Annotated in this window: 21 protein-coding genes and 1 pseudogene; 12 read left to right on the top strand and 10 right to left on the bottom strand. The window is 61.2% G+C overall.

All coding sequences use genetic code 11. The features are described 5' to 3' along the window. Nucleotides 1–11 precede the first annotated feature (11 nt). The 9 genes and pseudogenes from AU175_RS02370 (at nt 12) to AU175_RS02400 (ending at nt 10783) form a co-directional block, all read left to right on the top strand. Nucleotides 12–572: a TRAP transporter small permease gene (locus tag AU175_RS02370; RefSeq protein WP_082978978.1), complete on the top strand. Its 561-nt coding sequence runs from the start codon at nt 12–14 to the stop codon at nt 570–572. Beyond that, entirely contained in the window at nt 565–2082 is a 1518-nt protein-coding gene (locus tag AU175_RS02375) for a TRAP transporter large permease (RefSeq protein ID WP_082978979.1), read from the top strand. Before AU175_RS02370 ends, AU175_RS02375 begins: the two co-directional genes overlap by 8 nt. A gap of 48 nt (nt 2083–2130) precedes the next feature. Beyond that, nucleotides 2131–2599 (top strand): annotated as a pseudogene (locus AU175_RS21155) (glycogen debranching N-terminal domain-containing protein); the annotation flags it as partial. A 101-nt stretch (nt 2600–2700) separates the two neighbouring features. Next, nucleotides 2701–4653 carry an MFS transporter gene (locus AU175_RS02380; RefSeq protein ID WP_231938440.1) on the top strand — a complete coding sequence of 651 codons (1953 nt, stop codon included), beginning with the start codon at nt 2701–2703 and terminating at the stop codon, nt 4651–4653. After that, the gene (locus AU175_RS02385) at nt 4650–5135 is read left to right on the top strand and encodes a TetR/AcrR family transcriptional regulator (protein ID WP_231938441.1); all 486 of its coding nucleotides are present in this window, start codon (nt 4650–4652) and stop codon (nt 5133–5135) included. The genes AU175_RS02380 and AU175_RS02385 overlap by 4 nt, the downstream gene beginning before the upstream one ends. 778 nt (nt 5136–5913) lie before the next feature. After that, complete coding sequence (locus tag AU175_RS02390) at nt 5914–6321, top strand: hypothetical protein (protein ID WP_231938442.1); 408 nt, start codon at nt 5914–5916, stop codon at nt 6319–6321. Then, nucleotides 6318–9881, top strand: coding sequence for a MobF family relaxase (gene mobF, locus AU175_RS02395; protein WP_197497022.1), 3564 nt, complete (start codon nt 6318–6320; stop codon nt 9879–9881). The genes AU175_RS02390 and mobF overlap by 4 nt, the downstream gene beginning before the upstream one ends. Before the next feature lie 21 nt (nt 9882–9902). Continuing rightward, nucleotides 9903–10433: a hypothetical protein gene (locus AU175_RS22225; RefSeq protein ID WP_156642137.1), complete on the top strand. Its 531-nt coding sequence runs from the start codon at nt 9903–9905 to the stop codon at nt 10431–10433. 65 nt (nt 10434–10498) lie between these two features. Next, nucleotides 10499–10783, top strand: a complete 285-nt coding sequence (locus AU175_RS02400; protein WP_156642139.1) for a hypothetical protein — start codon at nt 10499–10501, stop codon at nt 10781–10783. Nucleotides 10784–11120: 337 nt separating this feature from the next. Here the strand turns inward: AU175_RS02400 and AU175_RS02410 are convergent, their stop codons facing one another. The 9 genes from AU175_RS02410 to AU175_RS02450 form a co-directional block, all read right to left on the bottom strand. Next, nucleotides 11121–11624: a single-stranded DNA-binding protein gene (locus AU175_RS02410; RefSeq protein ID WP_066285536.1), complete on the bottom strand. Its 504-nt coding sequence runs from the start codon at nt 11622–11624 to the stop codon at nt 11121–11123. A gap of 57 nt (nt 11625–11681) precedes the next feature. Then, complete coding sequence (locus tag AU175_RS02415; protein WP_156642141.1) at nt 11682–12842, bottom strand: ArdC-like ssDNA-binding domain-containing protein; 1161 nt, start codon at nt 12840–12842, stop codon at nt 11682–11684. 84 nt (nt 12843–12926) lie between these two features. Next, complete coding sequence (locus AU175_RS02420; protein WP_066285540.1) at nt 12927–13439, bottom strand: hypothetical protein; 513 nt, start codon at nt 13437–13439, stop codon at nt 12927–12929. Beyond that, on the bottom strand, nt 13426–15156 hold the full coding sequence (locus tag AU175_RS02425; protein ID WP_156642150.1) for a type IV secretory system conjugative DNA transfer family protein: 1731 nt from the start codon (nt 15154–15156) through the stop codon (nt 13426–13428). The genes AU175_RS02420 and AU175_RS02425 overlap by 14 nt, the downstream gene beginning before the upstream one ends. An 89-nt stretch (nt 15157–15245) precedes the next feature. Beyond that, complete coding sequence (locus AU175_RS02430; protein ID WP_156642152.1) at nt 15246–16460, bottom strand: ATP-binding protein; 1215 nt, start codon at nt 16458–16460, stop codon at nt 15246–15248. 227 nt (nt 16461–16687) lie between these two features. Beyond that, nucleotides 16688–18184, bottom strand: a complete 1497-nt coding sequence (locus tag AU175_RS02435; protein ID WP_156642155.1) for an SCO6880 family protein — start codon at nt 18182–18184, stop codon at nt 16688–16690. After that, nucleotides 18177–19469 carry a type IV secretion system protein gene (locus AU175_RS02440; RefSeq protein ID WP_197497023.1) on the bottom strand — a complete coding sequence of 431 codons (1293 nt, stop codon included), beginning with the start codon at nt 19467–19469 and terminating at the stop codon, nt 18177–18179. The genes AU175_RS02435 and AU175_RS02440 overlap by 8 nt, the downstream gene beginning before the upstream one ends. A 78-nt stretch (nt 19470–19547) precedes the next feature. Further along, the gene (locus AU175_RS02445; protein WP_056084497.1) at nt 19548–19835 is read right to left on the bottom strand and encodes a hypothetical protein; all 288 of its coding nucleotides are present in this window, start codon (nt 19833–19835) and stop codon (nt 19548–19550) included. 480 nt (nt 19836–20315) lie between these two features. Further along, a complete protein-coding gene (locus tag AU175_RS02450) occupies nt 20316–21092 on the bottom strand; it encodes a hypothetical protein (protein ID WP_156642159.1) in 777 nt (258 codons plus the stop codon). A 165-nt stretch (nt 21093–21257) separates the two neighbouring features. Between AU175_RS02450 and AU175_RS02455 the strand changes: the two genes are divergently transcribed. After that, nucleotides 21258–22403, top strand: coding sequence for a hypothetical protein (locus tag AU175_RS02455; protein ID WP_066285548.1), 1146 nt, complete (start codon nt 21258–21260; stop codon nt 22401–22403). Nucleotides 22404–22707: 304 nt separating this feature from the next. Here AU175_RS02455 and AU175_RS22230 read toward each other — a convergent pair whose 3' ends face one another. Further along, nucleotides 22708–23595: a C40 family peptidase gene (locus tag AU175_RS22230; protein ID WP_156642162.1), complete on the bottom strand. Its 888-nt coding sequence runs from the start codon at nt 23593–23595 to the stop codon at nt 22708–22710. A 1330-nt stretch (nt 23596–24925) separates the two neighbouring features. Here AU175_RS22230 and AU175_RS22235 point away from each other — a divergent pair. After that, complete coding sequence (locus AU175_RS22235; RefSeq protein ID WP_231938443.1) at nt 24926–25087, top strand: hypothetical protein; 162 nt, start codon at nt 24926–24928, stop codon at nt 25085–25087. Between the two features lie 42 nt (nt 25088–25129). Beyond that, nucleotides 25130–25405, top strand: coding sequence for a hypothetical protein (locus AU175_RS22240; protein ID WP_231938444.1), 276 nt, complete (start codon nt 25130–25132; stop codon nt 25403–25405). Nucleotides 25406–25426 lie beyond the last annotated feature (21 nt).

A 25426-nucleotide genomic window follows, 5' to 3' on the forward strand; every position in this document is an offset into this window, starting at 1 on the left:
AAGGGTCAAGGATGACCACAGTGCATGGACAAGCCAAGCCGTCTAGCGCCGGAAAAAGTTCTCAGAAATCTAGATTCGCCGGAACTTTCGGTGCCGTTCTCACCATGGTTGGCGTTCTCGCTCTCCTGGTACTCATGACTCAAACGATCTTAAGTGTGGGGGCTCGGCACCTCTTCAGCACTCCTCTTCCAGCCACTACAGAGTGGGCTCAGTTTTGGTACCTTCCGTTGATAGTTTTTGTTGGGGCCCTAGTAGCGCAGTTCAGAAATGAACACATCGAGGCCACGCTCTTGTACGAAAAGTTGCAGCCAGGCCAGCAACGCGAATACCGAGTCTTCGGCAACGCACTGAGCGCCACAACCTGCCTCCTGCTCACATACTTCAGCGTCTTGCAAACTCAGCGTGCGTATTCCATTGGATTAAAAGCTGGCTTCACAGACATCCAGGTTTGGCCCGTATTAGCAATCATGACTGCCGTCTTCGCAAGCCTCGCCTTCCTGTGGGGCAGAGAAGCCTTCCGGGACATCGCAAGCACCACTTCTTTCAGCCGGAAGGAACTCGAAAGTGTTTGACCTGCAAAAAAGCATTCCCCCGAATCCGCTAGTCGCGGAGGCGGTAACACCGAGTATCGGGAAGGCGCCGGCCAAACGATTCCCCGCGTGGTTTGTCCGCGGCATATCAGCCTCCCTGGTGATCGCCCCCGTAATTATCGTGTTCGTCGCGGACACTCGGGAAGCGGTCGGAGTGGCAGCTATTGCCCTCATGATCGTATTAATGTTCTTGAAGGTCCCCGTCTTCTTTGCCCTGGCAGTCCCGGGATTCCTGGGCCTCTACGCACTCAATGGCTCTCTCGCGGTCGAGAACGCGATGCGAACTATTCCCTACGGGTCCGTCGCGCAGTGGAGCCTCACCGTCATCCCGCTGTTCGTACTGATGGGTGCACTCTTCGCCGAATCGGGGCTAACGACCAGAATATTCTTGGCTGCCCGCCATTGGCTGGGTTGGCTTCCGGGCGGACTCGCCGTGGGAACAAACGTCGCCGGGGCCGGACTTGCAGCCGTGAGCGGCTCGACTGTGGCGACAACGTACGCGATCGGAAAGGTCGCTATTCCGGAGATGCTCAAAGCCGGGTATAGCAAGCATCTGGCCGTTGGCGCAGTGGCGGTGTCAAGCCTTCCAGGGCAGCTCATTCCACCGAGCATCCTGCTGATGATTTACGCGGGCATCGCGGAGGTGCCAATTGGCCCGCAGCTCATGGCCGGAATCCTCCCAGGGGTGCTCATCACAGCCGTCATGATCATCACCATCATTGTGGTGACATCACTGTTCCCAAAGATGGTCGGTAAGGACACGGTCGGCGCGAAAAAGGCTGCCGGGGAAGGATGGGGGGCGCGTTTTCGCTCTCTTGGTGGCACCTGGCCGCTACCAGTGATCCTTTTCGTCACAGTTTTCGGAATCTATACGGGCATATTCACGGCGACAGAGTCTGGGGCATTTGCGGCGCTGGCCTCTATCATCGTCTGCTTTGTTTTTCGACGCGGGGACAAGCCACTCCAGCGGATTTACAATGCTGCTGCCGGAACGGTTTCAACATGCGGTGCGATGTTCCTTCTGCTGATCGGTTCATACGTACTATCTCAACTCGTCGCCGTGACAGGGCTGGGCAGGGCTTTCTCAACGTGGGTTATTGAACTCGGTCTGGGACCAATTGAGTTCCTATTGGTGCTTACAGTGATTTATCTGATCATGGGCACGGCAATGGACTCGCTCGCAATTCTTCTTCTTACCGTCCCCCTCCTTCTGCCTACCCTGATTGCACTAGACATCCCCCTGATCTGGTTTGGGATCTTCGTGGTCATCCTGGGAGAGATCGCAGTTCTATCCCCCCCCGTAGGGCTACTATCCTTCATCATTCATTCCATGGTGAAAAATGAACGCACGCTCAGCGGTGAGAAGATCACGCTTGGCGACGTATTTAACTCAATCCTTATGTTCTTCCCGTCGATTCTCCTGACGATCCTGCTTTTGATCCTGTACCCCGATATCGTGCTCTGGATTCCGAACGCTATGGAAGGCCAGTGACGATCGCGATTCGGTCCAGGAGGAGTACCTGAACCGCCTCCGGATGGGGTCTGGCCTCATGACAACGCAATCATCGCCGCGGGCCTGTTGCGCTACGGCTTTGTGGAGGAGGCGCAGCGCATCGCAATGGCGCTGCTGGACGCGGCCGAATATACCGATGGCCGGCTGCCGGAGCTGTTCTGCGGCTTCAGCCGGGACGAGACCGCCGCGCCCGTCCCTTACCCAACGGCATGTGCGCGCAAGCATGGGCAGCGACCACACCGGTCCAGCTGGTGACGAGTTTGACGCGCTAGGACACTCATATTTCCTTGGGCGGCCTTTGGATGGACCCCGTGCTCCCCGAATCCTATGGCGCTTGCACATCACCAACGCTCCCCTGGGCGGCGGCCGCATCACCATCGACATCACCGATTCCGAACCTACCGTGCAGGACCTGCCCGACGGCATAGTTTTTCACCGCAATCAGCGGCCCTGGCTGACAGAACTGGTAGAACAAGCTGGACGCGAAAGGGACTAACAACAGCGCCGGGCTTACCCTGCTCACCGTAGGAAAGCACTTCGCCGCCGTGCAATCAAACCCCGCCCAGCCGAAAGCGACCGATGCCGCGCTCCAGCGCCTTGACACCCAGACACCCGTCCTCCTCCGCCATCACCGCGGTCCTGGCCCTCAGTGGCACCGTCGTTGCGCTGATGCAAACTTCGGTGATTCCGCTCCTTCCGGATTTCCCCGGAATCCTTGGCGTAAGTGCTGACGATGCTTCCTGGCTGGTGACATCGACCCTGCTCGCCAGCGCCGTAGCAACCCCGATTGTCTCGCGCAGCGCTGATATGTACGGCAAACGCAAGATGATGGTGGTGTGCCTGGCCATCATGGTGGCAGGGTCGGTGGTGGCGGCCGTGGGCGGTTCGTTTGTGTGGCTGGTCATCGGGCGGACCCTCCAAGGTTTCGCCACGGCCCTGATTCCGGTGGGCATCAGCGTCATGCGCGATGAGCTGCCTAAGGAGAAGATGGGTACGGCCGTCGCGTTAATGAGCGCAACCCTGGGAATCGGCAGCGCCATGGGCCTGCCTCTTACTGGGGTCCTTTATGAGGGTCTGGGGTGGGCGTCGATCTTCTGGGTGGCCGCTGCCGCCGGCACCTTGTTGCTTTTAGCTGTGGCACTGGTGGTCCCTGAGTCCAGGGTCCGTACGCCTGGCCGCTTCGACTTTGGGGGTGCGTTGGTGTTGTCCGCGGCGTTGGCCGCGTTGTTGTTGGCCATATCAAAGGGCGGTTCCTGGGGCTGGGGCTCGGAGCCGGTCCTCCTGCTGTTCCTGGCTGCGGCGATACTGCTTTCCGTCTGGGTGCCCTATGAACTCAGGGTCAGCCAGCCGATGGTGGATCTGCGGACCTCGGTGCGCCGGCCGGTGCTGATGACCAACGTGGCGTCGTTGCTCATCGGCTTCGCCATGTTCGCCAACATGCTCCTCACCACGCAGCAGCTGCAGCTGCCGGCCTCGACCGGGTACGGTTTCGGGTTGAGCGTAATCAGCGCCGGCCTGTGCATGGTCCCGTCCGGGCTTGCGATGGTGTTGTTCGCGCCCATTTCGGGGCGGATCATCCGGGTCTTCGGCGGGAAGACTGCGCTGATGGCCGGGGCAGTTGTCCTGATTGTGGGCTATGTGGGCCGTGTCTTTTTCTACGATTCCATCGCTTTGGTGATCATCGGTTCAACGGTGGTGAGTGTGGGCACGGCTACCGCCTACGCCTCCATGCCGACCCTGATCATGGGTGCGGTGCCCATCACCGAAACTGCCTCCGCGAACGGGCTGAACAGCCTGGTCCGGTCGATCGGTACCTCAACCTCGAGCGCTGCGGTTGCCGCCGTTCTCACCGCTGTCACGATGACGGTCGGGGCTGAGCGCTTCCCTGCCTTCGATGCGTTCAAAGACGTGTTCTGGATGGCCGCCCTTGCCTCGGCCGCTTCCATGCTGGCCGCGGTCTTCATCCCGCACTCTGCTGCGGTCACGCGGCCACCCGCCCCCGATGTCACTGCAGGTGAGCTCGTGGTCCGAGGACGTGTCCTGGCCCCCGACAGGAGGCCCCTTACCCCCGCCGTAGTTACGGTCCTGCACATTGGAGGCGAGCCGGTGGACTGGAGCCGCGTGGATGCGGAGGGAAACTATTCCGTGGCCCTGCCTGTCGCTGGGAAGTACCTCATGGTGGCCAACACGGCCGGTTGGACGCCGATGGCGGAGGTCTTCGAATTCGACGGCCGGACCTTGGAGCATAACTTCCAGCTTCGGAACCGGCTGATGATCACTGGCACAGCCAGCACGGGTGGTCACGCGATTGCCGGAGCGGCGATTACCCTGCTAGAGGCCGGCGGTGGCTATGTTGCCACGACGCGGACAGACGAAGAGGGCACCTATGCCTTTCCGCTGCCCCCTGCGGGCCGCTACGTAATGACCATGCTCCATCCGCGGACGGAACACGCGATGGCGCAGAAGCTCGCGGTGGACAACCGTTCGGTCACCCTGGACTTCACCGCGCCAGCTATGGAACAAAGCTCTGGAGAGCCGGTGGGAGCATGAGCGGCCCGAGCCACGACACGATCCTCCGTGCAGCATCCCGGCCTTTTGGGGAACGCGAATACCGTGCCGTCACAGTCCGTGATATCGCCGCAGAGGCGGGCGTTTCGGCAGCCTTGGTCATGAAACTGTTTGTTTCAAAGGAAAAACTCTTTGCCGCGGTGCAACCGGACGAGTCGCTGCTCGCCGAACTGAACGTCCCTACGTCAGAGCTCGGAGGAGCCTTGGTGTTCCGGGTGCTCATCCGCCGCGAACGCGGCATACAGGAGCCCTGGGCCAACATTCCGTTCGCGGTACTCGACTCCCCGAACCCTGAGGCTGCCCGCGCAGACACCTGTGAACGCTACCTCGCCGCCATTGCACACCTCATCGGCGACGGCTCGGCCGATCGCCGCTTCGCCGCGACCGTGACTGCCCTCATGATTGGATTCGGCGAAAGCGTCCAACCCTGGACCTGTTTGGCGCCTGGACTTTTGACGAACTAGTCGCACACTACGGCGCAATCGTTCAGACACAAATCGACGCTTGTGCGTCGCCAACGAACGATGGCCGGTAGGAAACGGCTGCTAGACATCTCCATTAAGGGTAGGAAACGGCGGTTGACGTTATTGCCGTAAGGCCAATTATCGGTCGGCAGCAGAAAATGGCAGATTGCGCTGCTCCGACGCCCAATCAAGTACACCCCAACCTGACGTCAGGCAGCCAGACGCAAACTGTCACAGTAGAGTACGATCCCTCGTTTGTTGACGGTGACTAGGGGAACTCATAGACCCAGACCGGACACCGTGGGCTGTTAGTAAGCCGGCTTCGTCAGCTTGTCGGGACCGGTTCTCCCGCCACACAGTCCCGGCGCATCACGAACAGGATCAGTTGGGACTGCGGTGAGCGGATTCGGGGGCTTGCAGCAAGCGGGCAATCCCGTATCCACCCATTCTCACGCATCGCCCCGTCTGCCGCTCCGACGACTACAAACCGCTTCGAACCCATGGGCAACAAGTAACAGTGCCCACAAGCCAAAGCAGTGCGCAGCTATGTCTGCCGCTCCTCGTCTGCGACGAGCCTTCACCGCATCAACGCTTCACACCTCTGGCATCCAAGGTCATCAGCGTGAGGACAGCTCACGCTAGGTCATGTCGAAACCGGACCCCGATCTTATGAACTTCCGTGATCAAGAATTGCGAAGAGTGCACGATGGGCTTCGAGCCTTCCCGCAAAAGTCAGCGCTTCTGTTCGATCCGCTGCGGCAACAGGAAGCGGGACCGGATGCGTCGAACTGCGCGCCGTCTCGCAGTGGCGGTAGAGGCTGACGCCGGAGCCGTAGTTCCCAAGGACGAGCTGAAGGCTTTGCAGCGCCAGCTGGCAACTAGGACAAGGATCTGCCAGCGGCGTGTCGAGATTCTGCAGTCCAAGCTCCGCTCCCAGACCTGTGAGATCGATCGTCTCGAAGCTGAGAACTCCGAGCAGCGTCAAAGCAACAATGTCCTCCAGCTCGAAGTAGCCCGGCTGAAGCGTGCGCAACGGACCAACGTGCAGGACCTCGCGCATCTCGCAGCTTGGCTGGTCTCGCTTGCGAACGCAAAAGGTGTCGCCCTGGACCCCGCAACGCTGGACATCCTCGCCCGCCGCGGATGGCATCCATCCAAGCGCCAGGCAGGAGCGCCGCGGTCATGACGATGTCCATCGCACGCCTTTCAGCACAGTCGGGTCTCCGCTATCTGTTCAAGACCACGATGATGGACGACCTCACCACTACTCCCCCGGAAGCCACCACCTACTACATGAAGGCCGGGACGCCTGAAGGATGGTGGATCGGCAGCGGACTGCCGGGCATCAACAGAGGTGCCGGCGGCGGCGTCACCGAAACAGACGCGAAAGCAGTCTTCGACTTAGCCGTACATCCGGACACCAACGCACCACTGGGCCGCCCGCATAGCCAACCCACCGCCGTCGAAAACAAAACCGGCCCACCAGCAGGGAGGAACGCCGTCGTTGGCTTCGACCTGACTTTCAGTGTGCCGAAGTCAGTGTCAGTCCTCTGGGCACTCAGCCCTAGGAGCACGCAAGACCTAATCCTCCGCGTCCACCACGAATCAGTGAAAGCAACACTTGCCTGGTTGGAAGAGCAGGTCATCCACACCCGCGCCGGACGAAACGGCGTCGCCCACGTCGGCACAAGGGGCGCCATCGCCGCCGCCTTCGACCACTGGGAATCCCGCACCGGCGACCCGCAACTTCACACCCACCTTGTCATCGCCAACCGCATCCAGCGCATCACCGACGACGCCTGGGTCACCCTTGACTCCCGCACGCTATACAAGGCCACCGTCGCTGCCAGCGAACACTACAACGGACTCCTCTTTGACGCGCTCCACCGGAAACTTGGCAGCGACACGGACATCCGCCTCCCCGTCATCAACACGGGCAATCCCAGCCAGCAGCTCACCGGGATCGATGAGGACCTCATCCGCGAGTTCTCCAACCGGTCCCGGCTGATCAACGTGGAAACAGACCGCCTCGTCGCGGAGTGGACAATGGAACACGGCCGTCCGCCAAGCACAGCAACGGTCATCAAGCTGCGGCAGCAAGCGACCCTGACCACACGCGTTCCCAAGTCCGAGCTCCCCACTCCCCTGCACGAGCTATCCAGAGAATGGAAGGCACGCGCCACCGCCAAAGGATTCCAACCGGACGATGTTATTCCGGCAACGATCAACCGTTCCAGAATTACGCCATTTGCCTTCACTGATTTGACCCCTGACTGGATCACCGCCGTCGCCACCCTGACCCGTGAGCGGGTCGCTCAAAAGCGCTCAACCTGGAATCGCTGGAATCTCCTTGCGGAAGCCGAACGCGTCTGTGCCCAGGTGCGTTGCCGCACGGCGGCGGACAGGAGCACGCTCATGGACGCCATCGCCACCGCAGCCGAGCAGCAATCCGTGCCTCTGAATGATTACCGGTACACCGTCCCGGCCCACGCCGAGGCAGACGTCCAGCATGGGCCTCGAAGCGTCTTCGACTTTCACGGGTCACGCCTCTACACCGATACGTCCACGCTCGCCTGCGAGGGCGCGGTCATGGAAGCAAGGGACGACGACGGCGGCCCTGCAGTCCGCGCCGACGTCATTATGGATCTACTTGACCGAGTCCAAAAGCCGGAGAGCCGAGTGCTTCACTCCGATCAGCGTGCCGCCGTCGCCGAGGTGGTCCTGAGCGGCAACCGTCTCGACGCCATCGTGGGGCCAGCGGGCACGGGAAAGACGACAACGCTGAGTGCACTGAAAGCAGTTTGGGAAGCGGAGTACGGCGCTGGCAGCGTTATAGGACTTGCCCCGGCAGCTGCCAGCGCGGAAGTGCTGGGCCGCGAACTCGCTATGGCAACGGAAAACGTCACTAAGTGGCTGCACGAATCGGCCGGACAGGGGGCCAGTTCACGGGCGGGGCGCTTCTTCAACGTGCATTCGCAACTGACCACGGCTCGTTTCGGCGAGCGCTGGAGCATCACGTTAGCCCAGGAGGCGGCGCAGCTCGCTGCCACCCAGCAACGCTGGTGCTTCCACGCGAATCAGCTCATCATCGTTGACGAAGCGTCGATGGTTTCGACTTTCCAGCTTGCGGCTCTCGTACAGCAGGCCCAGAATGCTGGCGCGAAGATCCTCCTGGTCGGCGACCCGGGACAGCTGGATGCCATCGACGCCGGAGGCGTACTTGGCTGGCTGGACCGGCAGGGGAAGGCAACACGGCTGAGCACGATCTGGAGATTCCATGGGGAGTGGGAGCGTGCGTCGTCGCTCAAGCTCCGGAACGGTGACTACTCAGCCGTCAACGACTATGCCCAACATGGGCGGATCCGGCACGGCACCTACCTGAATATGGCTGACCAGGCGTACCTCGCCTGGCAGGCAGATACCCGGGCAGGCAAGTCGTCCATCCTCATTGCCGCCGACAATGAAACGGTCGGCATGCTCAATGAACGGGCGCAGGCGGATCGAGTGGCCCAGGGAGAGGTGGATCCAGAGCAGACGGTGCTGCTCAGCGATGGCCTAGGGGCGGGTTCCGGTGATACGGTCATCGCCCGCGGAAATAACCGAAAGCTAGTGGACAGTGACGGTAATTTCGTGAGGAACGGAACGCTGTTCGACGTCGAAGGCATCAGTCGGCGTGACGGCTCCCTGCTCGCGCGGCGGCGGGACACAGGCGCGTGCGTCCTACTCCCCCGGGCATATCTGGAGACATCCGTCGAGCTGGGCTATGCAACCACGGCACACCGTTCCCAGGGCCTTACCGTGGACACGGGCCACACCGTGATCACTCAGGGCAGGCTCACGCGCGAGCTGCTGTATGTGAGCATGACCCGCGGCCGTTCCGGCAACTTTGCCTACGTCAGCGAAGGTGACGACGCCGAACATTTAGCTGTCGATCCATCACTGCAGCTCTCATGGCAGGGCATCCTTGGCGAGGTGCTGGCGGCTGAGGGCGCCGAACGGACTGCCCACGAGATTCGTGACGCGGAGCTTAGGAAGGCGGACAGCCTTGAGCGGCTCTACGCGGAGTATGACTACCTCGCGCAGATCGCGGCAGGACTGGATCTTAGGCAGCAGTTGGACGAACATGCCCCTGGTGCCTCACAGGAATTCGAACAATCTCCGTCGTGGGGCGCAACTGTCGCGGCATGGCGGAAAGCCACAGCCGTCAGCCGGCAGGGTACCGAGCGCATACTGAGCCAGTTCTGCCAGGAAAGTAGTATTGCCAATGATCGCTGCGCTGTCCTCAGCGTGCGCCTCCGCCGGTTCATGACAGGAAGGACGACGGCGGTTGAGGAACCTCTGGTTGAAAAGCTCACCATTCCGCGCCCTGACTTAGCGTCGATGATTCAGCAGGTCAGGGTACGTATCTCCCAAAGAACGGAGACCGTGAGCATGGCAGCGCTGACAGCCGATCCTGAGTGGAAACGTGCTTTGCTTGAAGCCGTCGGAGATAGCACCAGCGGCGAAACCTGGCAGCTGGTCCGTGACGTTGCCGTCTTTCGCGACAGGTGGGCGTTGCCGGACTCTCCCCTCCCCCTGGGTCCGTCTCCCGCGGATTACGAATGGGAACAACAGGGCCAGCGTGAACGAATCAACGCAGCAATTAACAATGTTCATCGCCGTGGCACGGCTCAACTAGATAACTCACTTTTGGATTCAGCCCTTTCTCAGCAAGTCCTCCTTACAGGTGCCGGCTGGCAGCTCTAATCTGGTAGGGAGGTAATGCGAATGGTCGTCAATCCGGCGGTAAGACCCAAGGTAGCGACAACCGGACTAGTGATAGCTAGCGCGGTTGTCTTCATAGTCTTTGCCTTCTCATTCGTAGCTTTGGCTGCCACGGAACTTCCTCTCGTCATGAAGGTCATCGTTGGCAGCTTGTTGCTGGCAACTGTTCTAGTGCTGGCGCTGTTATGGGGGAAAAGATCTGCCCAACGACGGACTTGGCTCGCTAATGCAGCAAACAGATGGCGATCCTTTGACAACGCTAAGCTGGCCAACGGAACCACGACAGAGGTGACCCTCCTCAGCGTCGACGCGGTGCAACCCACCGGCTCATGGGTCACCATCATGTGGAACCGCCTCAACCACGTTCAGCGTGCCTGGATAGAAGCACTACCCGAACCACTATGGCCAGGATCCGTCCTGCTCATCACCCCCGACCCCACTCAAGTAATGCCCAGCACACCATGGCCGGAGACGTACTTCGTTCGAGCCGCCGACTGCTTAGCTTGGGCACCCGCCGAAGGCCGGAGCCCCTAAGCGGCATCTACTGTTACGACGCTCCGGCGATACAAACATTCGAACGTATGTTCTAAAATGACTTCATGATCAAGTCCGGCTCCCCTGAAGATGTCGAGCGAATGATGATTCGCATGGACGCCGAAGCAAGCCGGCCGATAGACGACCCGGCCCCCATCCGAGATTTTCCGAAGTATGGGCGTCCGCTTGTGTACGTCAGCGGAATTTACGGTAAAGCTGTCGGGTGGACCCACAAGTACGGCCTCATCGAGTGGCTGGATACTTCAGGCAAGTACCACATGGGGTGGGCTCATTCCTCAAGCATCAGGCGGGTAAAGCCCGAAGAGTGGAAGGGCAGCAGTGCGTTGTAGTCGGCAGCCATCCCGGCCACGATCAGGCAATCATCGGGTAGCGCCGTGCGTGTCGAAGGAACGCACGGCTCGCGGTCGTGCCTAGGGTCGTGGGCATGGAAAGAGATCCCTCAGGGGAGCTGAGAGGACAGACGTCGACAACGATCTTCTCGATAAGCCGGTCGGCACCGCACCTGTCCAGCTCGCGCTGCCGATCCTGGTGCAGGTGAAGCCTGGGCAGTTCCGCCGACTCTCTTAGAGCGGCGGCCGAAAGCGTCAGAGCGTACAAGCGGAGCGTAGACAAGGTGATGGCCTGGTCCAAATGAGGATCAGGCCACCCACTTCCAGCAGCAGTCAGCTACATGCTTATGTCAGCTCGCGCCGGCCCGCCTAAAGGGGGCGCGGCCACCGGTCCTTTCGTAGCGATGCTGTAAGCAGGCTGGGCAGCTTCGGGTGCCGCTTGAAGACCCGCATCTGCAGCAGCATCCGGACCGGCTGCCGCCCGCGGTGAGCGCTGGTAGGCCGCCGTGCCGAACCGAAGGTCAGGACCGATCGTCTCAGCAACAATCCGGCGGGCTTCCCGCCGCTCGCCGTCCTTTTCGAAGGCACGGAATTCGAGTTCACCCGACACCGTAACGGGGTCACCCTTCTTCAAGGAGTTCGAAGCATTCTCTGCGAGCGCGCGGAACGCCGAGACGTTGTGGAAGACAGGCTCTCCGTCCTGCCAGGACCCGTCGGCTCCCTGAATCCGCTGGTTCACAGCAACCCGCAGTTTGGCGTGCGCTACCCCGGACTCACCGTAGGTGAGCTCAGGGTCCGCGACGAGGTTTCCGGCAATGTTGACCGGAATCTTGGTACTCATATCTTCTGCCCTTTCTTTCGCAGACGGGTTTCTCCCGTCCAACACTTCGCGGCCGCCCTACGGTCCGGAAATCTCCAACCCTCGGGATGGTCCGCCGGGCTGCTGCAGGCCTACGTACGAATCCTTGCCTTGCACCTGGGGCGAGACCTCAGCAGTGGGAACCTTCCCGCCAAAACCAGGCGGATTCGTGGATTCGAGGATGTCCTTGCTTGCCGCCGTGACGCGGCCTAAAACTGACTTCGCAATATCCACCCGCGAGGCGGTTTGCTTCAGAGAAGAGCTGCGCACAGCGGCTGAATGCTCCGCCTCAATCACTGCATCAGCCCAGCCGGACAGGTAACTTGCAGACTGGCGACCCCGGTCGATTCCATGAGCCTTGAGGATCGTGTACGCCACAGACTCGGCCTCGACCTCGGCAAGGCCGCGGTGGTCCACGCTGCTCCCGTAAAGCTTGCCCAGTCTGTCGTCGGGCCCGTGCAGCAGGACATGGCCGAGCTCGTGTGCCAGGACGGCGACGCGCTCCTCCGCGTTCAGCCAGCCGCCCACTTGAACTTGGCGCTGTGCGAAGTCAGTGAAGCCGCTCGTCAGCCCGAACTGCGCATCGGTGACCTGGATCGAGAAGCCATGCGTGCGGGCACCACGAGCCAGCGACTCCCATAGGTGTAGCGCGTCGAAAGTCGGGGCATCACTCGGCCTGGGAACCAGCAGCGGAGCCCCCTGGGTCTGCGAAACGTCGAAGACTGCCTGTCCGCGCCAACCCGTGATGAGGGTCTTCTTCCCCTCGTCGATGGCGCCCTTGGGAAGTTTGTCGCCGAGAGGAATGCGCTGGCGCGTACCGTCGGGCAGCAGCATCTGCTGCACACGGGCAGTCCGAGGTGCAATGACCCACAGGGCCTGCTCGCCACGAAGGACAGTGCGGCCGTGTCGTTCCCATTCCTTGTACCCGGCGACGAGCGTCGGCTCGTCCGTACCCCGCTGCGCCATCTGCATCATGAGCAAGGCGACGTTGCCACCTGAGTACCGCCACAAATTGGCTGAGGCATCGAGCAGAACCTGCCAATGTGAAGGTGACTCGACCGCCTCCTCAAGGATCGAGTGGAGGCCATCCATCAATGAGGCGATTCGCTCCTCGGGCGCCATACGGCGAGCGCCGACGCTGGCTTCCGGAGAGCTCTGGCCAGGCAAAATGCTAGATGGAACTTCAGGTGTAGCGGCCACGACAGCCACCCTTCATGCTTCTTGGACCGCAGCATCGCTGCGCAGACACCCGTTCATGGTTAAGCACCTGAAGAGCGACATGACTCAGAAGTCAGCAACCAATTGATGAGCAGCCTTCCGCCACTCAACAAAGTCAGGGTCATCACCAGACAGGATTCGGGGCGCAGGCTCCTTGTGTGCCTGCAGCCCCACACACCCGGCGGTCCTGGTGTGCATCCGCAAGCGTTCGACGGCGTGCGGGAGCCTTTCGTGAAAGGCAAGCGGGCCAAAGCCCGGGTCATCTTGGGTGTAGGAGGCAAGCTCAGCGCGGTGAAGCGCATACAACTCAGCCACAATCTCGGGGTGACGCCACCAGCAGTCAGGAATGACCGACGTCGTCAGCTGATAAGTCGCGACAAGCCATCGCACCCATGAGAAAAGGGCACCCCAAACTTCCTGGGACTGCTCCGGAGTCATTTCCCGCCAACGGCGGGTCACGCTCTTGGACGCCGCTGAAGCACCAAAAGCGGATCGAAACAACTGTGCGGTGATCTCGTCGTCCCCGAAGGAGCCAGCAGACGGAACATCGAACTCCTCGGTCTCGTCATGGCTGCGCATCCGGCGCCCCTTTTGTCTTTTGCTGACGCTCCCTGTGCCCGTCGGCCAAGATGCGCTCCATCTCCGCCTTCAAGCGGCGCAGCTCCCCTGCGTCCTTACGCTTGTGCCACTCGAGTAGGTCGAGCAGGATCGGTCGAGTCCGCCGCCCAAGCATCAGCGCGGTGCCAGCGGGCAGGCGTCGAATCTCGTCCAGAGCAATCACAGGACTTTCCCGTATCTGCTCCCCGTCCTGCCGGCCAGCGGAAGACCAGGACCGCGTGGTGAGGGTGAGGCTCCTCTCCCCCAGCAACCCGGCGAGCGAACGCAGGTCCCGTTCGTCAGATCCGCCTCCAAAGATCACTTTGATGATCGCCGAGTCCCAGATGGTCGATGCCTCATCGATGGACCAGCCCGAACGGGCCTGGGACAACGACTGCAAAACGACGAGCGTTGAGATCCCGATACCGCCGCCGTCGGACAGCGCCACAGGCAGCCCGGGCCATGGGGCCAGGTTGGCGATTTCGTCGAGGATCAAGGAAAGAGGTGGCTCCAGCCGTCCTCCTGGCGATACGAAGGCCATTTCCCGCGCTGCATTGTCGATGTCGTCAATCAGCGCGGACAGGTACGGCCCTGCGGCAGCGGCTCCAGCCCGAGTGCCAATCAGGTACAGGGTTCCCCGCTCCCGGATGAAGGCTTTCGGATTAAACTCTTCAGATGCATCCTGCGGATTCAGCGCGGCCAGCACCTTGGGCGAGGACAGCGGCGCCACCGCCGCCGAAACCCCAATCCACGAATTGGACGTATTCCGCGGGTCATCTTCGAGTATGCCCATCAGGTCGGCCTGCCAGCCAAGTGCAGCCCCGGGCCGGCTCAGCACCTCCAGTGCTTCCCGCGCCAGTACAGGGCTGGAAGACCAGCGTCGGAAAGCCTTCACTCCCTCGCCGCACAGCGCCGCCGCATGCAGCAGACACTGAAGAACGATCAGGGAACGCTTCTGCCACGCTGCGTTCTCCCCCTTCATCTCCGTGTCCGCGGTGATGACCAACGCCCGCCGGGTAGCAATATCGGGGTCCTCGCACCCACGTACGGGTGACCAGCGAAGCGACGACGGGATCCCCGACATACCCTGTGGGTCAAAGACGGTCACGGGTCGCCCACCTGAAGCCCGCGCCTTCATCGTCACCACCAGGTTGTCCGCACGCGTGGATGTTGTGACGACTGCCCCCGGCGCATCAAGAATGGCGTTGATGACGACGTACAAGCCCTTGCCGGATCGTGGCGCACCCTGAATCACCATCGACTCCTCCGTGGAAACATGAACGGTGACGCCCCGTGAGCGGCCCAGCGTCCATGACAGATCCTGCACGGAAGGATTCGCGAGTCCCGGGCGCGTGAACTTTCCTCTTTTCCGCACGGCCCTCGCGCCAAAATCGTGGAGAATCTCGGCCCGGCGGGCAACGCCGTCGCGGTTCAGTATGTCCTGGCGCAGCCAGCCGCCCGATTGCTTCCATCGCCGCCAAAGGACCACCGCACCGACGGCGAGCGCACCAACCAGCAGTAGAGCCGGGGCCAGAACCCACCAGACGCTGTCTGTGCCAAACACACAATCAGCCCGGCGAACAATGATCCATTCCATTCTGTTGGCGATGAGTCCGACGGCGGCGGCAGGGTTGAAGGGCGGCGGCGGCATGGCGCCGCACTGCCAAGAGCCGGCCACGTGCGCTGCTGCCTGCACCACTACGCAAAGACTTATGTAGGCTGCAGCGGCGACAAGCCCAGCGGTAACCAAAGGGTTGTCGCTTGCAGCCCGTGCGCTGCCTGGCCTCCTCACAGCATCCTGTCATCCGTGCCGAACACGGCAAGCTCGTCCGTGGTCACGCGGTTTGCCACGATGAAGGAGCGGTTCCCCACCTTCCAGAGCCCGACGCCCTTCGGGAGGTTCTCCACATGCTCGCACTCAGCTTCGGTCAGGCCGAGCGCTTCCTTGGTCAGGCGCATGGCGTCGTGCTTCTGCCGGTAGATGACCCTGGTGTCAGCCTCAGTCAGCAGACCCAAGGCTTTCTGCCGGTGTCCGCTAGTACTGTCCCCGATCTCGTTGAGGTCGGCGACTTTGTGCATGATGAGCAGGTTTGCAATCCCATACGTTCTGGCTAGCCGCCACTGTTCGCTCATCTTGGCCAACATGTACGGATCCGCGAGCATCCGCCACCCCTCGTCGTACACCACAAGCCGCTTCCCGCCGTCGGGATTGGTGATGGCGGCTTCCAACCACGTGGCGCCGCAGGCCGCGGCTAGCGAGAGGGCCTGCTCCGACGCTCCGATCAGCGCTGACGTATCCATCACCATCATCGGGGCGTCAGCGTCGAAGGCCACAGTGGATGGAGCATCGAACATGCCTTCGAGATCACCGGATACGGTACGTCTCAGTGAGTGGCTCACGGCGGTTGCTCCATCTGTACCAACCAGGGCCGTCATCTCCTTCGACGGCTTGAGGAGGTGGTCCAGCACCATGGGCAGGGTCGGGTTTGAGTTCTCGGCCATGGTTTCCATGAGGGCGATGTCCAAGGCTGTGTGCTCCACGGGGCGAAGGGGCGTGCCTTGCCGCATGAGCGAAACCAAAGCCCCCAGGAGATACCGACGCCGTTGCCTCACCACCGCTTGCCACTGGGCCTCGGTAAGGGCAGTGGAGCGTGGACCGGCGTCGAGGGGATTCACTCTCGCGGGCCGGCCCGGGCCAATGGAAATGACCTTGCCGCCAACAGCCGCCGCCACTGCAACCCACTCGCCCTTGGGATCAGACGCGACGGCTGCCTTTCGCCCTAGTGTGATTGACCGCGTCACGAGCGACTTGCCGCACATGGACTTGCCGGTGCCGACTGTCCCAATAACAACAATGGAAGGACCGCTGATGATCCCCTTGTCATAAAGGATCCAAGGGTCATACGAGAAAGCCCCGGACCCGAACACATCGGTACCGATGTAGGTTCCCTCGTGCCCCAGCCCCGACTCCGTAAGAAACGGGTAGGCGGCCGCAAACGTCATGGTTGATGCGCGGTGGGGCGCGGGCCGCAGCCGATGAGGACCACGCAGGGAGTTCGGCTCGCTGCTCCCCCAGTCACCCGCGAGGCGAAACCCCTGCGGGTCGCGCTGCTTGTCCCCTACCGCGGCACTCGCCCACCCTTCACCGGGCGGTGTGGGCCGCCCTCGTGCCTTCCGTCCCATCCGGTTCTTCCCTGACGGTAGGTACTCGAAGCTTTTCAATGCCTGTTTCACCGCAGTCCCCTTCCAAGCGGCAGGCCACCGGCGACAAACGCGGCCCACTGCTGTCCGTAGAGAAGCCGGAGCTCAACGAACGCCCCGGCGGCAGCGGACTCAAGTTCCTGGCGATGCCGTGCCAAGTCCTCCAGCGAGGTCGCCGTGACGGTGATGTAAGCCGCCGGACGGACGTCACCATGGCCGGCGACGATCTCTTCCTCCCTCTGGATCACTTCCTCTTCCTCGGCCTTTTGCTCACGGGTGAGGGGCCTGTCGAAGCGGGCATTGATGCGGCGGCGGGTTTCATGCGCTTCCTGCGCGGAGCGGATGTCACGGAGGGCTTCAGCGGTAGGCACTGCCCGTATGACTTCCGTGAACGTGTGGCGGAATTCGCCCACGTAGATCAGCGGGTGCAGGAATCCCGGAAAGACTTTCTGGCGCGGCCATTCAGCGATCCAGAAAGTCTGGTGGAACCCGGTGTCGGTCCGCAGATAGGTCCAGTGTTCCTCTACAGCCATTGGGCCATGGCGGTGAAGAGAATCCATCGCCTTACTTGCCAGTTCGTCCGACGGCGGTGCTACCGCAACGGGCGCTTTGGTAGCCGGCAAAGCAGCGGGATCGAATGCACCACGGATGATGCCTAGTACTCCCGATTCCCCAATCCACCCTTCTACCTTCACGCTGTGAGTACCGAGGGACGTATTCATCGCCTCGACTTCCAGCCGCAGGACGTGTTCCAGACCGACCAGTCCCCCGCCCGACTCCTTGATTCGCCGTCGTGCCTTGCTTGTATCCAGGACTACTGCCACCAGGAGTTCATGGCTCATAGTTGATCCCGCCGCACTGAGCAAGTCCTCATACGCCCGTTGTCCCCACGCAGCCTTTTCACCGTCCTGGACCGGTATGGCGTGGCCTCTGTAGAACTCCCAGAGTGCCGACGACGGATAGGGCACGGTGTAATCCTGGACGGCAATCCTGGCCACGCCTGGCCGTTGAGCCATGCCGGCTTGCACACGTGACCAGGCTTGCACCGCCCACGCTTTTTCCTCTGCATCCAGGAGGGCAAAGGATCGCGTGCTGCAGCGCAGCACAGCGATTGCCTCCCGGCCGTGTCGGTCGACCATGAAGCATTCACCACTGGCCATTGTTCGAATCTCCATGTTGCCGAGACCACCCGGGAGGGCGAGCCGACCAGCTAATTGCGGAACAGCGGGCTTTGCAAGGAACCGTGTTTGCCCCGCGGCTGCCCGGTAGAAGAACACAGCGAGCTGTTTTGCCCATGCGGGATAAGGGATGCGGGAAAACTGGAGGAGCCCGAGCAGCATAAGCCCAAGCCATAGGGGGCCGGAGGAGAACAGGCCAACCGGCCCACTACTCGCAGAAGCCACGATGGCAATTGCCCCTCCCCCCGCGACGATCAGCAACTGGTACCACTTGAGGCCGAGGAAGAAGCCCCGGCGCTCGTATCTCGGGAACTTAACGGCCTCAAGGGCACGAGCATCTTCAGACATGTGGGTTTCCTCCGTTCGGAGGGTCGATTCTTGGTGGATGGGGTTTCGGAGGCCGCTCCCTAGAAGGGGCCGCCGCTGGGCTTGCGTTGGGATGCGCTTGCGGTTCGGCATCTCCGAGTGGAGCCTGCCGGGCGGATGCCGGGGCGGTACTGGTGTTTTCGTGAGGGTCTATGCGCACTAAGCCCTGCTGCGACATCAGGGTGTTCGGGCCTCCGGTGGAGGGCGCGATTCTCAGGGCCAGCTGGCCCCCGTCACCGTGGGGCGACGGCACGCCGGACCGGACAGCGGGGGCCAACACTTGTGTCGGGAAGAGGCTACGGCTTGAGCTGACTGGCCGGGTCATGGCCGAACGATTCACCAAGCCAGCAAGAGTTAGGCGACCACCTGTCTGCCGACTGATCTGGCGAGCCGCCACGCTGCTGCTCCGCGACAGGACGTGGCCGCCACCGGCCGTTTGGGCCGCTGCCGCAAGTTCCCCACCCGCGAAGCTAACCAAGCGCAGGGCCATCAAGGGCGCGCCACAGGCAAGCGCCATGCCCACCGTTCCGGCCGCCAAACCAGCAAAGGACTTTGACTCCGCAAAGAGCTTCACTGCAACGGCCAATACCGTTGCGGCTAAGGGTTTCGCCAACACTAGGGCAATGACCACCTCGCACCAGCGGCGTGCCCAGGACTTTGTCTTGTCCCAAGGCAGAAGCATCAGGGCCACCGGCGCGACGGCCGCCAAAACGACGAGTGCAAAGGAACGGAAGATCATCGAGCACATCAGGATGAAGGCAAGGATCCACACGACTATAACTGCCATCACTGTGACGACGACGGCACCGGCTGGGCCCCCTGTCGTCCCAGGTGCAAGCGATACCAAGTTCCATTCCCGACCACTTCCTTCTGGTGCCCGTTCAAACCCAAAGAGCCTCATGAACACGAGGTATGGGTCCGACCCAATCGACTCGAGCAGCGCGGCCGATGCCAAGTCACTCACCCGCGTCAGTTGCCGGACGAGATACACAGCAGCCCCCACGAGTGGGATGGCGGCAACGCCGCCGAGCATCGCGCGGCCGATTCGTCTCGGCTGCTGGCTGACCAGGCCCGATAAGACCTGGAGGATCATCACGACGACGAGCGGCGTCATCATGACGACCACCCACCACCTCGTCAGCCCTTCAATGGAGAGCCACTGGGAGTCGTCGACGTCCGACACTGAGAAGGCGCCGGTAATAAAGGCCCAAAGCCAGGCCGCCATGCTTTGGAGGATGTTTGCGAAGAGGGAAGTGACTGCGCCCATTGCGTTGTCGTTCGCTTGTGAGACCAAACCGCAGCCGGGCGGCCACCATCCATTGAGGTCACACTCAACAGGCATGAGCTAAAATCCAAGCGGGAAGGCGGTCTGCGACCAAAGGATGTAGCCGTTGATGCCCCCGAGAATGGCAGCAACCGGGCCGGTCCAAAGGAGGATCACGCCACCGCCCGAAGCAAGACGTGACGACTGGCTAAGTTTGCCAGCCAAAAGCATCGCAGCGCCGATGATGGCCACGATGGCAATGATGATGAAGGCGCCGACGAGGATGCCGCCGCCGATCTGTTTGAGCGATTCCAGGAAGGGAAAGCTCGCATTCGGGGTGATCCCCGGGTCCACCGCTGCGAAAAACATGGGTGCTCCGTCCGTCGTATTCCATGGAGTGAGCAGATGAGCTCACGGGTTCATGGAACCAGCGGAAGAAAGCGACATGACCTCTTTCCATAACCATTGGCAGAGCCTTGATCACGACAGTCACGACGGAGCAGTAAGAACGTCTCACAACCCATCCTTTTAAGACTGGAGCTCGGCACGAGAGCACCGCTAAGGAAGGGACCGTAGACCCTGCCGCTGAGCAAATCGGCACACGCGCGGATGACCGATGACATGGGCACGTTGCAGGGCATGATTCAGATCTGGATAGGACGAATAGGCGCAAGGAAGTGCCGCAGATGCTCTGGTGGATTCTCGGCTCTTGCGTCTTCGTTGGAGGTTCGGGTGCCCTGTGCCCGCTGGCGCTGTCGTGACGCAAGCTTCAGTACCGCCATCGGCAATGGAGCTCAGCCAGCTCCTCGCCGGACAGTTTGCCGCCGAGCAGCTCCTCGGCCGCCAGGACTATGTCATACACTTCGTGGCCGGACTCGTGCCCGGACTTGGCTGAGTCTTCGTCTGCGACCATGCACTCACCTTAGCGCTGCTGCTAATGGCGTCCGGAATATCGAGGCTCTTTCGCGCCTCTGTTGTGAAAGGTTCACGCCCCACGTCGTGCATCTTGTCCAGCGCCTGGACGTAAGTTTGCGTCATAGGGGGGATCGGCTTCTTTGCTGAGTGTGCCGCGAGGTGATTTTGTATCTCACCCTTCAGCGGCCCATAGCACTCGATGGCTGTCTTAGCGGCACTCTTGACGGCGTCGAGGCCCACCACGTCGACCACTGACTTTGACTGCGTTATGCCGTCCATAGCATCGTCAAACTCACCGCGAAGCTCCAAAGCTCTTTGAGCGGCCTTGGTCGCCTCCTCGCTTGCCTGCTTCTCATCCGTCGGTACGGCAGGGGCAATTATCTCGACTGCTTCTCGGTACTTTTCTTCCAGAGTAAGCAGGTCCTCGATGTAGTCGCCGTACGCAGCTATCTGTTGTTCTCGGAGGAACTCATTCTCAGAATTGCGTAGAAGGTAATCCCCCGTTATCTCCGCGGTGCGCAGAGAGTGTCTACCGGCCTCTTGAGCCACTAAGTATGCCCCGATACCAGTTAGTAGTGCACCTGCTAAAGCACCCGCTACCGCAACGGCCAGGTTCTGCTTCCAGGTCGGCTCTCTATGCATATCATCTGACCGGGAACCGGAGGTCGGATCATTTGGTGGGGGCTGAGATACTCCAACTTCCGAGGACATGCGGTGAGATTACAACACTTGTATCTCTACGGCGCAGTTTCCGTCACCTATGTGTCACGTGTCTTCTATTCGACACCAGCGCCAGCGAATACAGCGGCAACTTTCGTCATCGAACAAGGGGTCTCCAGCCGGGAAATGCCGCCACGAACCCCTATCGTTTTAGCTATGAATGATCCCACCTACGCTCTGCTTTGGCCTCGGCCCCTATTCGAGTGGGAAGCCCGGCGCATTTTGGAATTGCCTTCCGGTGACCCCGAGTGGGTTTCTAAGGTCAGCCACCTGTTACTTGAGGCTTACGAGGACGAGGAAGTGGCCTCCGCGTTTCTGGCTGCAATACCCCCTGACAACGCCTATACGAGGACGTGGCTTCCACAGAGCGATGCACTGGCTCGGGCCTGGTTGACCGATCTCCTGAAGGACCACTCCAGGCTACGGCCCTACAAGGCGCCCGTTTACTGGGCGGAGCGGAACGGAGCCGCTAATGCTTTAGCAGCAGACAAACCCTACGAGACCTTCGCTGAAGACTTCTTCGAACTCATAACCGAGTTGGAGGAGGTAGGCTACTTCCCCAAGGTCCTGAAAAAGAACTGTGTCGACGACCCCCTCGATTTGGACGAGGTTCGAAAGACGATCCGCCGCGCCACAAAGCTGGACGTAAAGTGGCCCATGACCCCCGGCGATATCTTCGGGCTCTCCGATGGGGCGGTGTACTCATTAGTCGAGTATTTTCACGACCAAGCCCAAAGGCCGCGAACAGCCACCATTCACAGCTACGGGGACTGTGGTCTGCACTATCAGAACTGGAACAGCCAATCGGGGCAGAGCGTCTATCGCTGGCGACTTAACGCGTTACTGGAGAACCACCGCGTACCGCTCCGGCTAGGCTCCTCGGGCGAAGAGCAAGGGCGGCTTATACGGCATTTCAACTCGCCCCTGGACGACCTCGCCAGCTCCGAGATTACTAAACGCGCCGACGCCCCCGAAGACGAAGTGGCTCATGCCGTTAGAAAATTCAGAGCTCGTGACGCATCCATCGCCGAGAAGCGCGCCGCGATTGTGATGCTCTACGGCGAGATGGAACCGAAGCGGAAGGCAATCGGTCGGAAACTCTCCTCTGGTGACGAGAGCGATCTCTTCCGAATTGCAAATACCTTTAATCTCCGACACCGGGATAAGTCCCAGAAGTCGGACTACGGGGAGGAGTTCCTGGACTGGGTATTCTGGACGAATCTTTCGACCCTACGATTGCTTGACGAATTGGCACGCCGACAAAATGCCGCCGCTACCGTAAGCAAGGAAGCGTCAGCTTGACCATGTGCCATCTATTCGACACTGGCTGGCCGATGTCCTCCGCAACCTCCACGCTGTAAGCGGCGCGTCGCGCTGTCGAAAACGACCGCTGCCGCCAGCAAGGGTTGAACCTCCCGGAAGCCCGGGCTGCACCGAGGATGACAAAGGCAATCGAAACAGCTGCCATGAACGTAATTCTGCCCTGAAATCGAGCTGGGTTGATTTGCCCGTTGGTATATGTTCGGTTCAGGCGGTCAATAACAAGTCTCAGCGATAGGCGGGACGTCGCAGGTTAGCGACGTACTAATGGCACTAGAAGAGTTCTCTAGCGCTCCAACAGATCGAAATACGCAGGACCAGGATTCCAACTCACTGGATGCAACAACGTCCCTACCGCCGGGTTCAGAGCACTCCACATCATGCCGTCGCCCGCGTAGATGCCGACGTGGCCCCAGTTGTCAGGTCCCTGGGGATTTTGAACGACCAGATCTCCTGGTTGAGGGTCCTCTGTTCGGACACCCACACGCCACTGTTCTACTCGCGGCAGCTCGATTCCGGCTTGCCTGTAGATCCACTGCACATAGCCGGAGCAATCCCAAGCTTTGAAGGCAGTCCCTCCCCACACATATCTGCCGCCTAGACCGTCCTGCGTGAACCTCAGAATGTCCTGACGCAGCTGGCTCAAGCTACGGGAAGGTGCTCCAGGTTGCGGCGCGGGCGAGGAATCTGCACAAGAGGCAGTAGCAGTGCCGCCCTCAAGCGCAGCAACGATTGCCGTGGCCGCAGGCTCCCAACGTGCATACAGTTCAGGAAAAGCAGACACCTGGACGGCTTGCGCCGCCAAACCTTTGTCCATTGCCTGCCAACCGGGAACGTCCAGCAGTCCTCGCGGACTTCCGCGATTCGGTCCAGACGGACCCCCGTAGAAGGCACGCGCGTTGTAAGAGGCATCCATCAGCTGCTCAACCGTCCCCCAACCTGCCGCCGGGCGCTGCTGCGCTGAACCGATCGAGTCGTGGTCACGTCCAACGCCGTCATTGGGGAAATGCAGGGAAGCCGGCACGCTGGGGTTCGCAAGCATGCGCAGGCTTGACTCCTGCAGCGCCATCATGATGGCAATGATCTGGCCGGAGCGCGGTATGCCCAGCTGCTTGCCGACCGCGATGTATGTCCGCGCAACGCTCTCCTGACGAGGCGTCAGCTCGTAGAGCAAGCGTCCGGCGTTCCGAACTTCCAAGCCGGCACCAGTGACGTTAGGGGCAGTGGACACCTCGGATCCTACTGGTGTACAGGCGACTGCGGATTGGCGCGCCATACCAGTTAGCGCCGCCACGCCTCCGGCAAATGCCATGGCGCCAACCAGCAGAGCGAGGGAAACGGCCGCCGATACGACCTTCATAAATGCCCGGCGCCGCATGAGGCCTGCGACGGCCACCAGTCCAGACACTAGTAGACGATTCTCTCTGCGGTCGCGTAGAAGGCAACCATGGCGCAGTGCCCAGATGGAGCGGTGGTGGCAGGAGGACAGTTGACCATCACCGTGACAGGTGCCGCATAGGCACTTCTGCCGTTAGTGGACTCGTCTACAACTTGCACCGTCACAGTGCATACGTGGAGGCCCTCCCACGGGGCCGGATACTCCTGAACCTTGGCCAACTCGAGATCGCAGCGCAACGACTCGGCGGTGCCGCTTCGGCGAGCGGAGTGTTCTGCCAGGGTGGTGAACGTCGCCGCTGTCACGCCTGTCCCTTCAAACTCCCGAACCAGCACAGATAAGGGATTCGATCCATCGGGCAGCAACTCCCACCAGGACCGCACCTTGGCATATACGTCTGAGTACGACGACGAACGGCTGTCCCAGCTATAGATTCCCGTTGCTGCCGCTACAGCGAGCGTCCGGTAATCGCGGGTACGTGGCAAACCATCCGCCGACGCATCCGCCGTAACGACCGGCTCGTCAGGAACACCGGACGTACTGCCGGTTGCAGTGGCAGTGCCTGATGGCTTCGCAATTGAAGGCGCGGTTGCGGACGTGGTCGACGGGACCGGTCCGCTGGGACTATCGGCAGGCCAAAGTAGGAAGACCGCACTAATCATGAGCAGGGCAACCAGCCCTCCCGCCAGCCACTCCCGGCGGCTAACTCTTCGGAACCAATTCATGGCCAACTCCGGTGAATGACGACCAAGACCTACAGAGCCGGTCTATGTACTTCGTGCTGAAGCACGCGCCAAGCTGCGTGGTACAGCTGCCGGGCAAATCCGATATTGACCGCAATGTACCTTTCGGTGACGCCGAGCTCGCAAGCCAGAGCAGCCATCTGGACGGACCTATCCAGTCCCCGCAGTCCCGGACGGACGATAGTCTCCGCGACGCTCCGAAGAACGTTTGTGGGAAGGCAGTTCGCAGCGCACCGGCAGAGTTCGTCGACGCCTAATCCGGGTTCGGGGTGGCAGTTCAATGCCGTGTTGATTGTCTTTGCCGTCTGCCGAACGACGGTTACGGCATGCCATCGACGCCGGTCTTTGGGGGACGGAGGTCCGTAATGCCTCGGCCCCGTGAGGCCGGATACGGCAAGCCTCCAGGTTTCCTCACTGACGCTGCGCTGGACCAGGCCCAGCATGGCGTGTGCCCAGGCCTGATCAACATAGTTCTCGACGTCGTTTCCTGCCGCACCGGCATGGACGACAGCAAGAAGCTCCGGTGAGCTTTCCGTCGTCGTGAAGTCAACAAGCAAGGGCAACGTTTGATGGCTAAGCTCGCGCCGGATATGGGCAGCGCAGATCTTATTGCAGACACCTTGGACCCACGCTTCAAACGGGATGCCGGGCAGTTCCCGGTAACGTCCCCGCGCAACCCCGTCCCACACGGCGACCCGGATGTCCTGCATGACGTCGTCCACATCGCAGGATCGCCCGATCCGCGCGAGCCGAGAAACGACGTACCGGTGCACCCCATCAACCGCGACCATGATCCGGTCGATCTGGATGACGGGTTCTCCCGGCGGAGGTGCGCTTCGCAATGAGACATCAACGTCAGCGACCGT

The organism is Arthrobacter sp. B6 (genome assembly GCF_001663775.1).
Taxonomy (GTDB): domain Bacteria; phylum Actinomycetota; class Actinomycetes; order Actinomycetales; family Micrococcaceae; genus Arthrobacter.

What these genes read in the sequence shown, in the direction of transcription:
- AU175_RS02370 (WP_082978978.1), top strand. Translation starts at nt 12, where the DNA reads ATGACCACAGTGCATGGACAAGCCAAGCCGTCTAGCGCCGGAAAAAGT.
- AU175_RS02385 (WP_231938441.1), top strand. Translation starts at nt 4,650, where the DNA reads ATGAGCGGCCCGAGCCACGACACGATCCTCCGTGCAGCATCCCGGCCT.
- AU175_RS02390 (WP_231938442.1), top strand. Translation starts at nt 5,914, where the DNA reads ATGCGTCGAACTGCGCGCCGTCTCGCAGTGGCGGTAGAGGCTGACGCC.
- mobF (WP_197497022.1), top strand. Translation starts at nt 6,318, where the DNA reads ATGACGATGTCCATCGCACGCCTTTCAGCACAGTCGGGTCTCCGCTAT.
- AU175_RS22225 (WP_156642137.1), top strand. Translation starts at nt 9,903, where the DNA reads ATGGTCGTCAATCCGGCGGTAAGACCCAAGGTAGCGACAACCGGACTA.
- AU175_RS02400 (WP_156642139.1), top strand. Translation starts at nt 10,499, where the DNA reads ATGATCAAGTCCGGCTCCCCTGAAGATGTCGAGCGAATGATGATTCGC.
- AU175_RS02410 (WP_066285536.1), bottom strand. Translation starts at nt 11,624, where the DNA reads ATGAGTACCAAGATTCCGGTCAACATTGCCGGAAACCTCGTCGCGGAC.
- AU175_RS02420 (WP_066285540.1), bottom strand. Translation starts at nt 13,439, where the DNA reads ATGCGCAGCCATGACGAGACCGAGGAGTTCGATGTTCCGTCTGCTGGC.
- AU175_RS02430 (WP_156642152.1), bottom strand. Translation starts at nt 16,460, where the DNA reads ATGACGTTTGCGGCCGCCTACCCGTTTCTTACGGAGTCGGGGCTGGGG.
- AU175_RS02435 (WP_156642155.1), bottom strand. Translation starts at nt 18,184, where the DNA reads ATGTCTGAAGATGCTCGTGCCCTTGAGGCCGTTAAGTTCCCGAGATAC.
- AU175_RS02440 (WP_197497023.1), bottom strand. Translation starts at nt 19,469, where the DNA reads ATGGGCGCAGTCACTTCCCTCTTCGCAAACATCCTCCAAAGCATGGCG.
- AU175_RS02445 (WP_056084497.1), bottom strand. Translation starts at nt 19,835, where the DNA reads ATGTTTTTCGCAGCGGTGGACCCGGGGATCACCCCGAATGCGAGCTTT.
- AU175_RS02450 (WP_156642159.1), bottom strand. Translation starts at nt 21,092, where the DNA reads ATGTCCTCGGAAGTTGGAGTATCTCAGCCCCCACCAAATGATCCGACC.
- AU175_RS02455 (WP_066285548.1), top strand. Translation starts at nt 21,258, where the DNA reads ATGAATGATCCCACCTACGCTCTGCTTTGGCCTCGGCCCCTATTCGAG.
- AU175_RS22235 (WP_231938443.1), top strand. Translation starts at nt 24,926, where the DNA reads ATGCCTCGGCCCCGTGAGGCCGGATACGGCAAGCCTCCAGGTTTCCTC.
- AU175_RS22240 (WP_231938444.1), top strand. Translation starts at nt 25,130, where the DNA reads ATGGCTAAGCTCGCGCCGGATATGGGCAGCGCAGATCTTATTGCAGAC.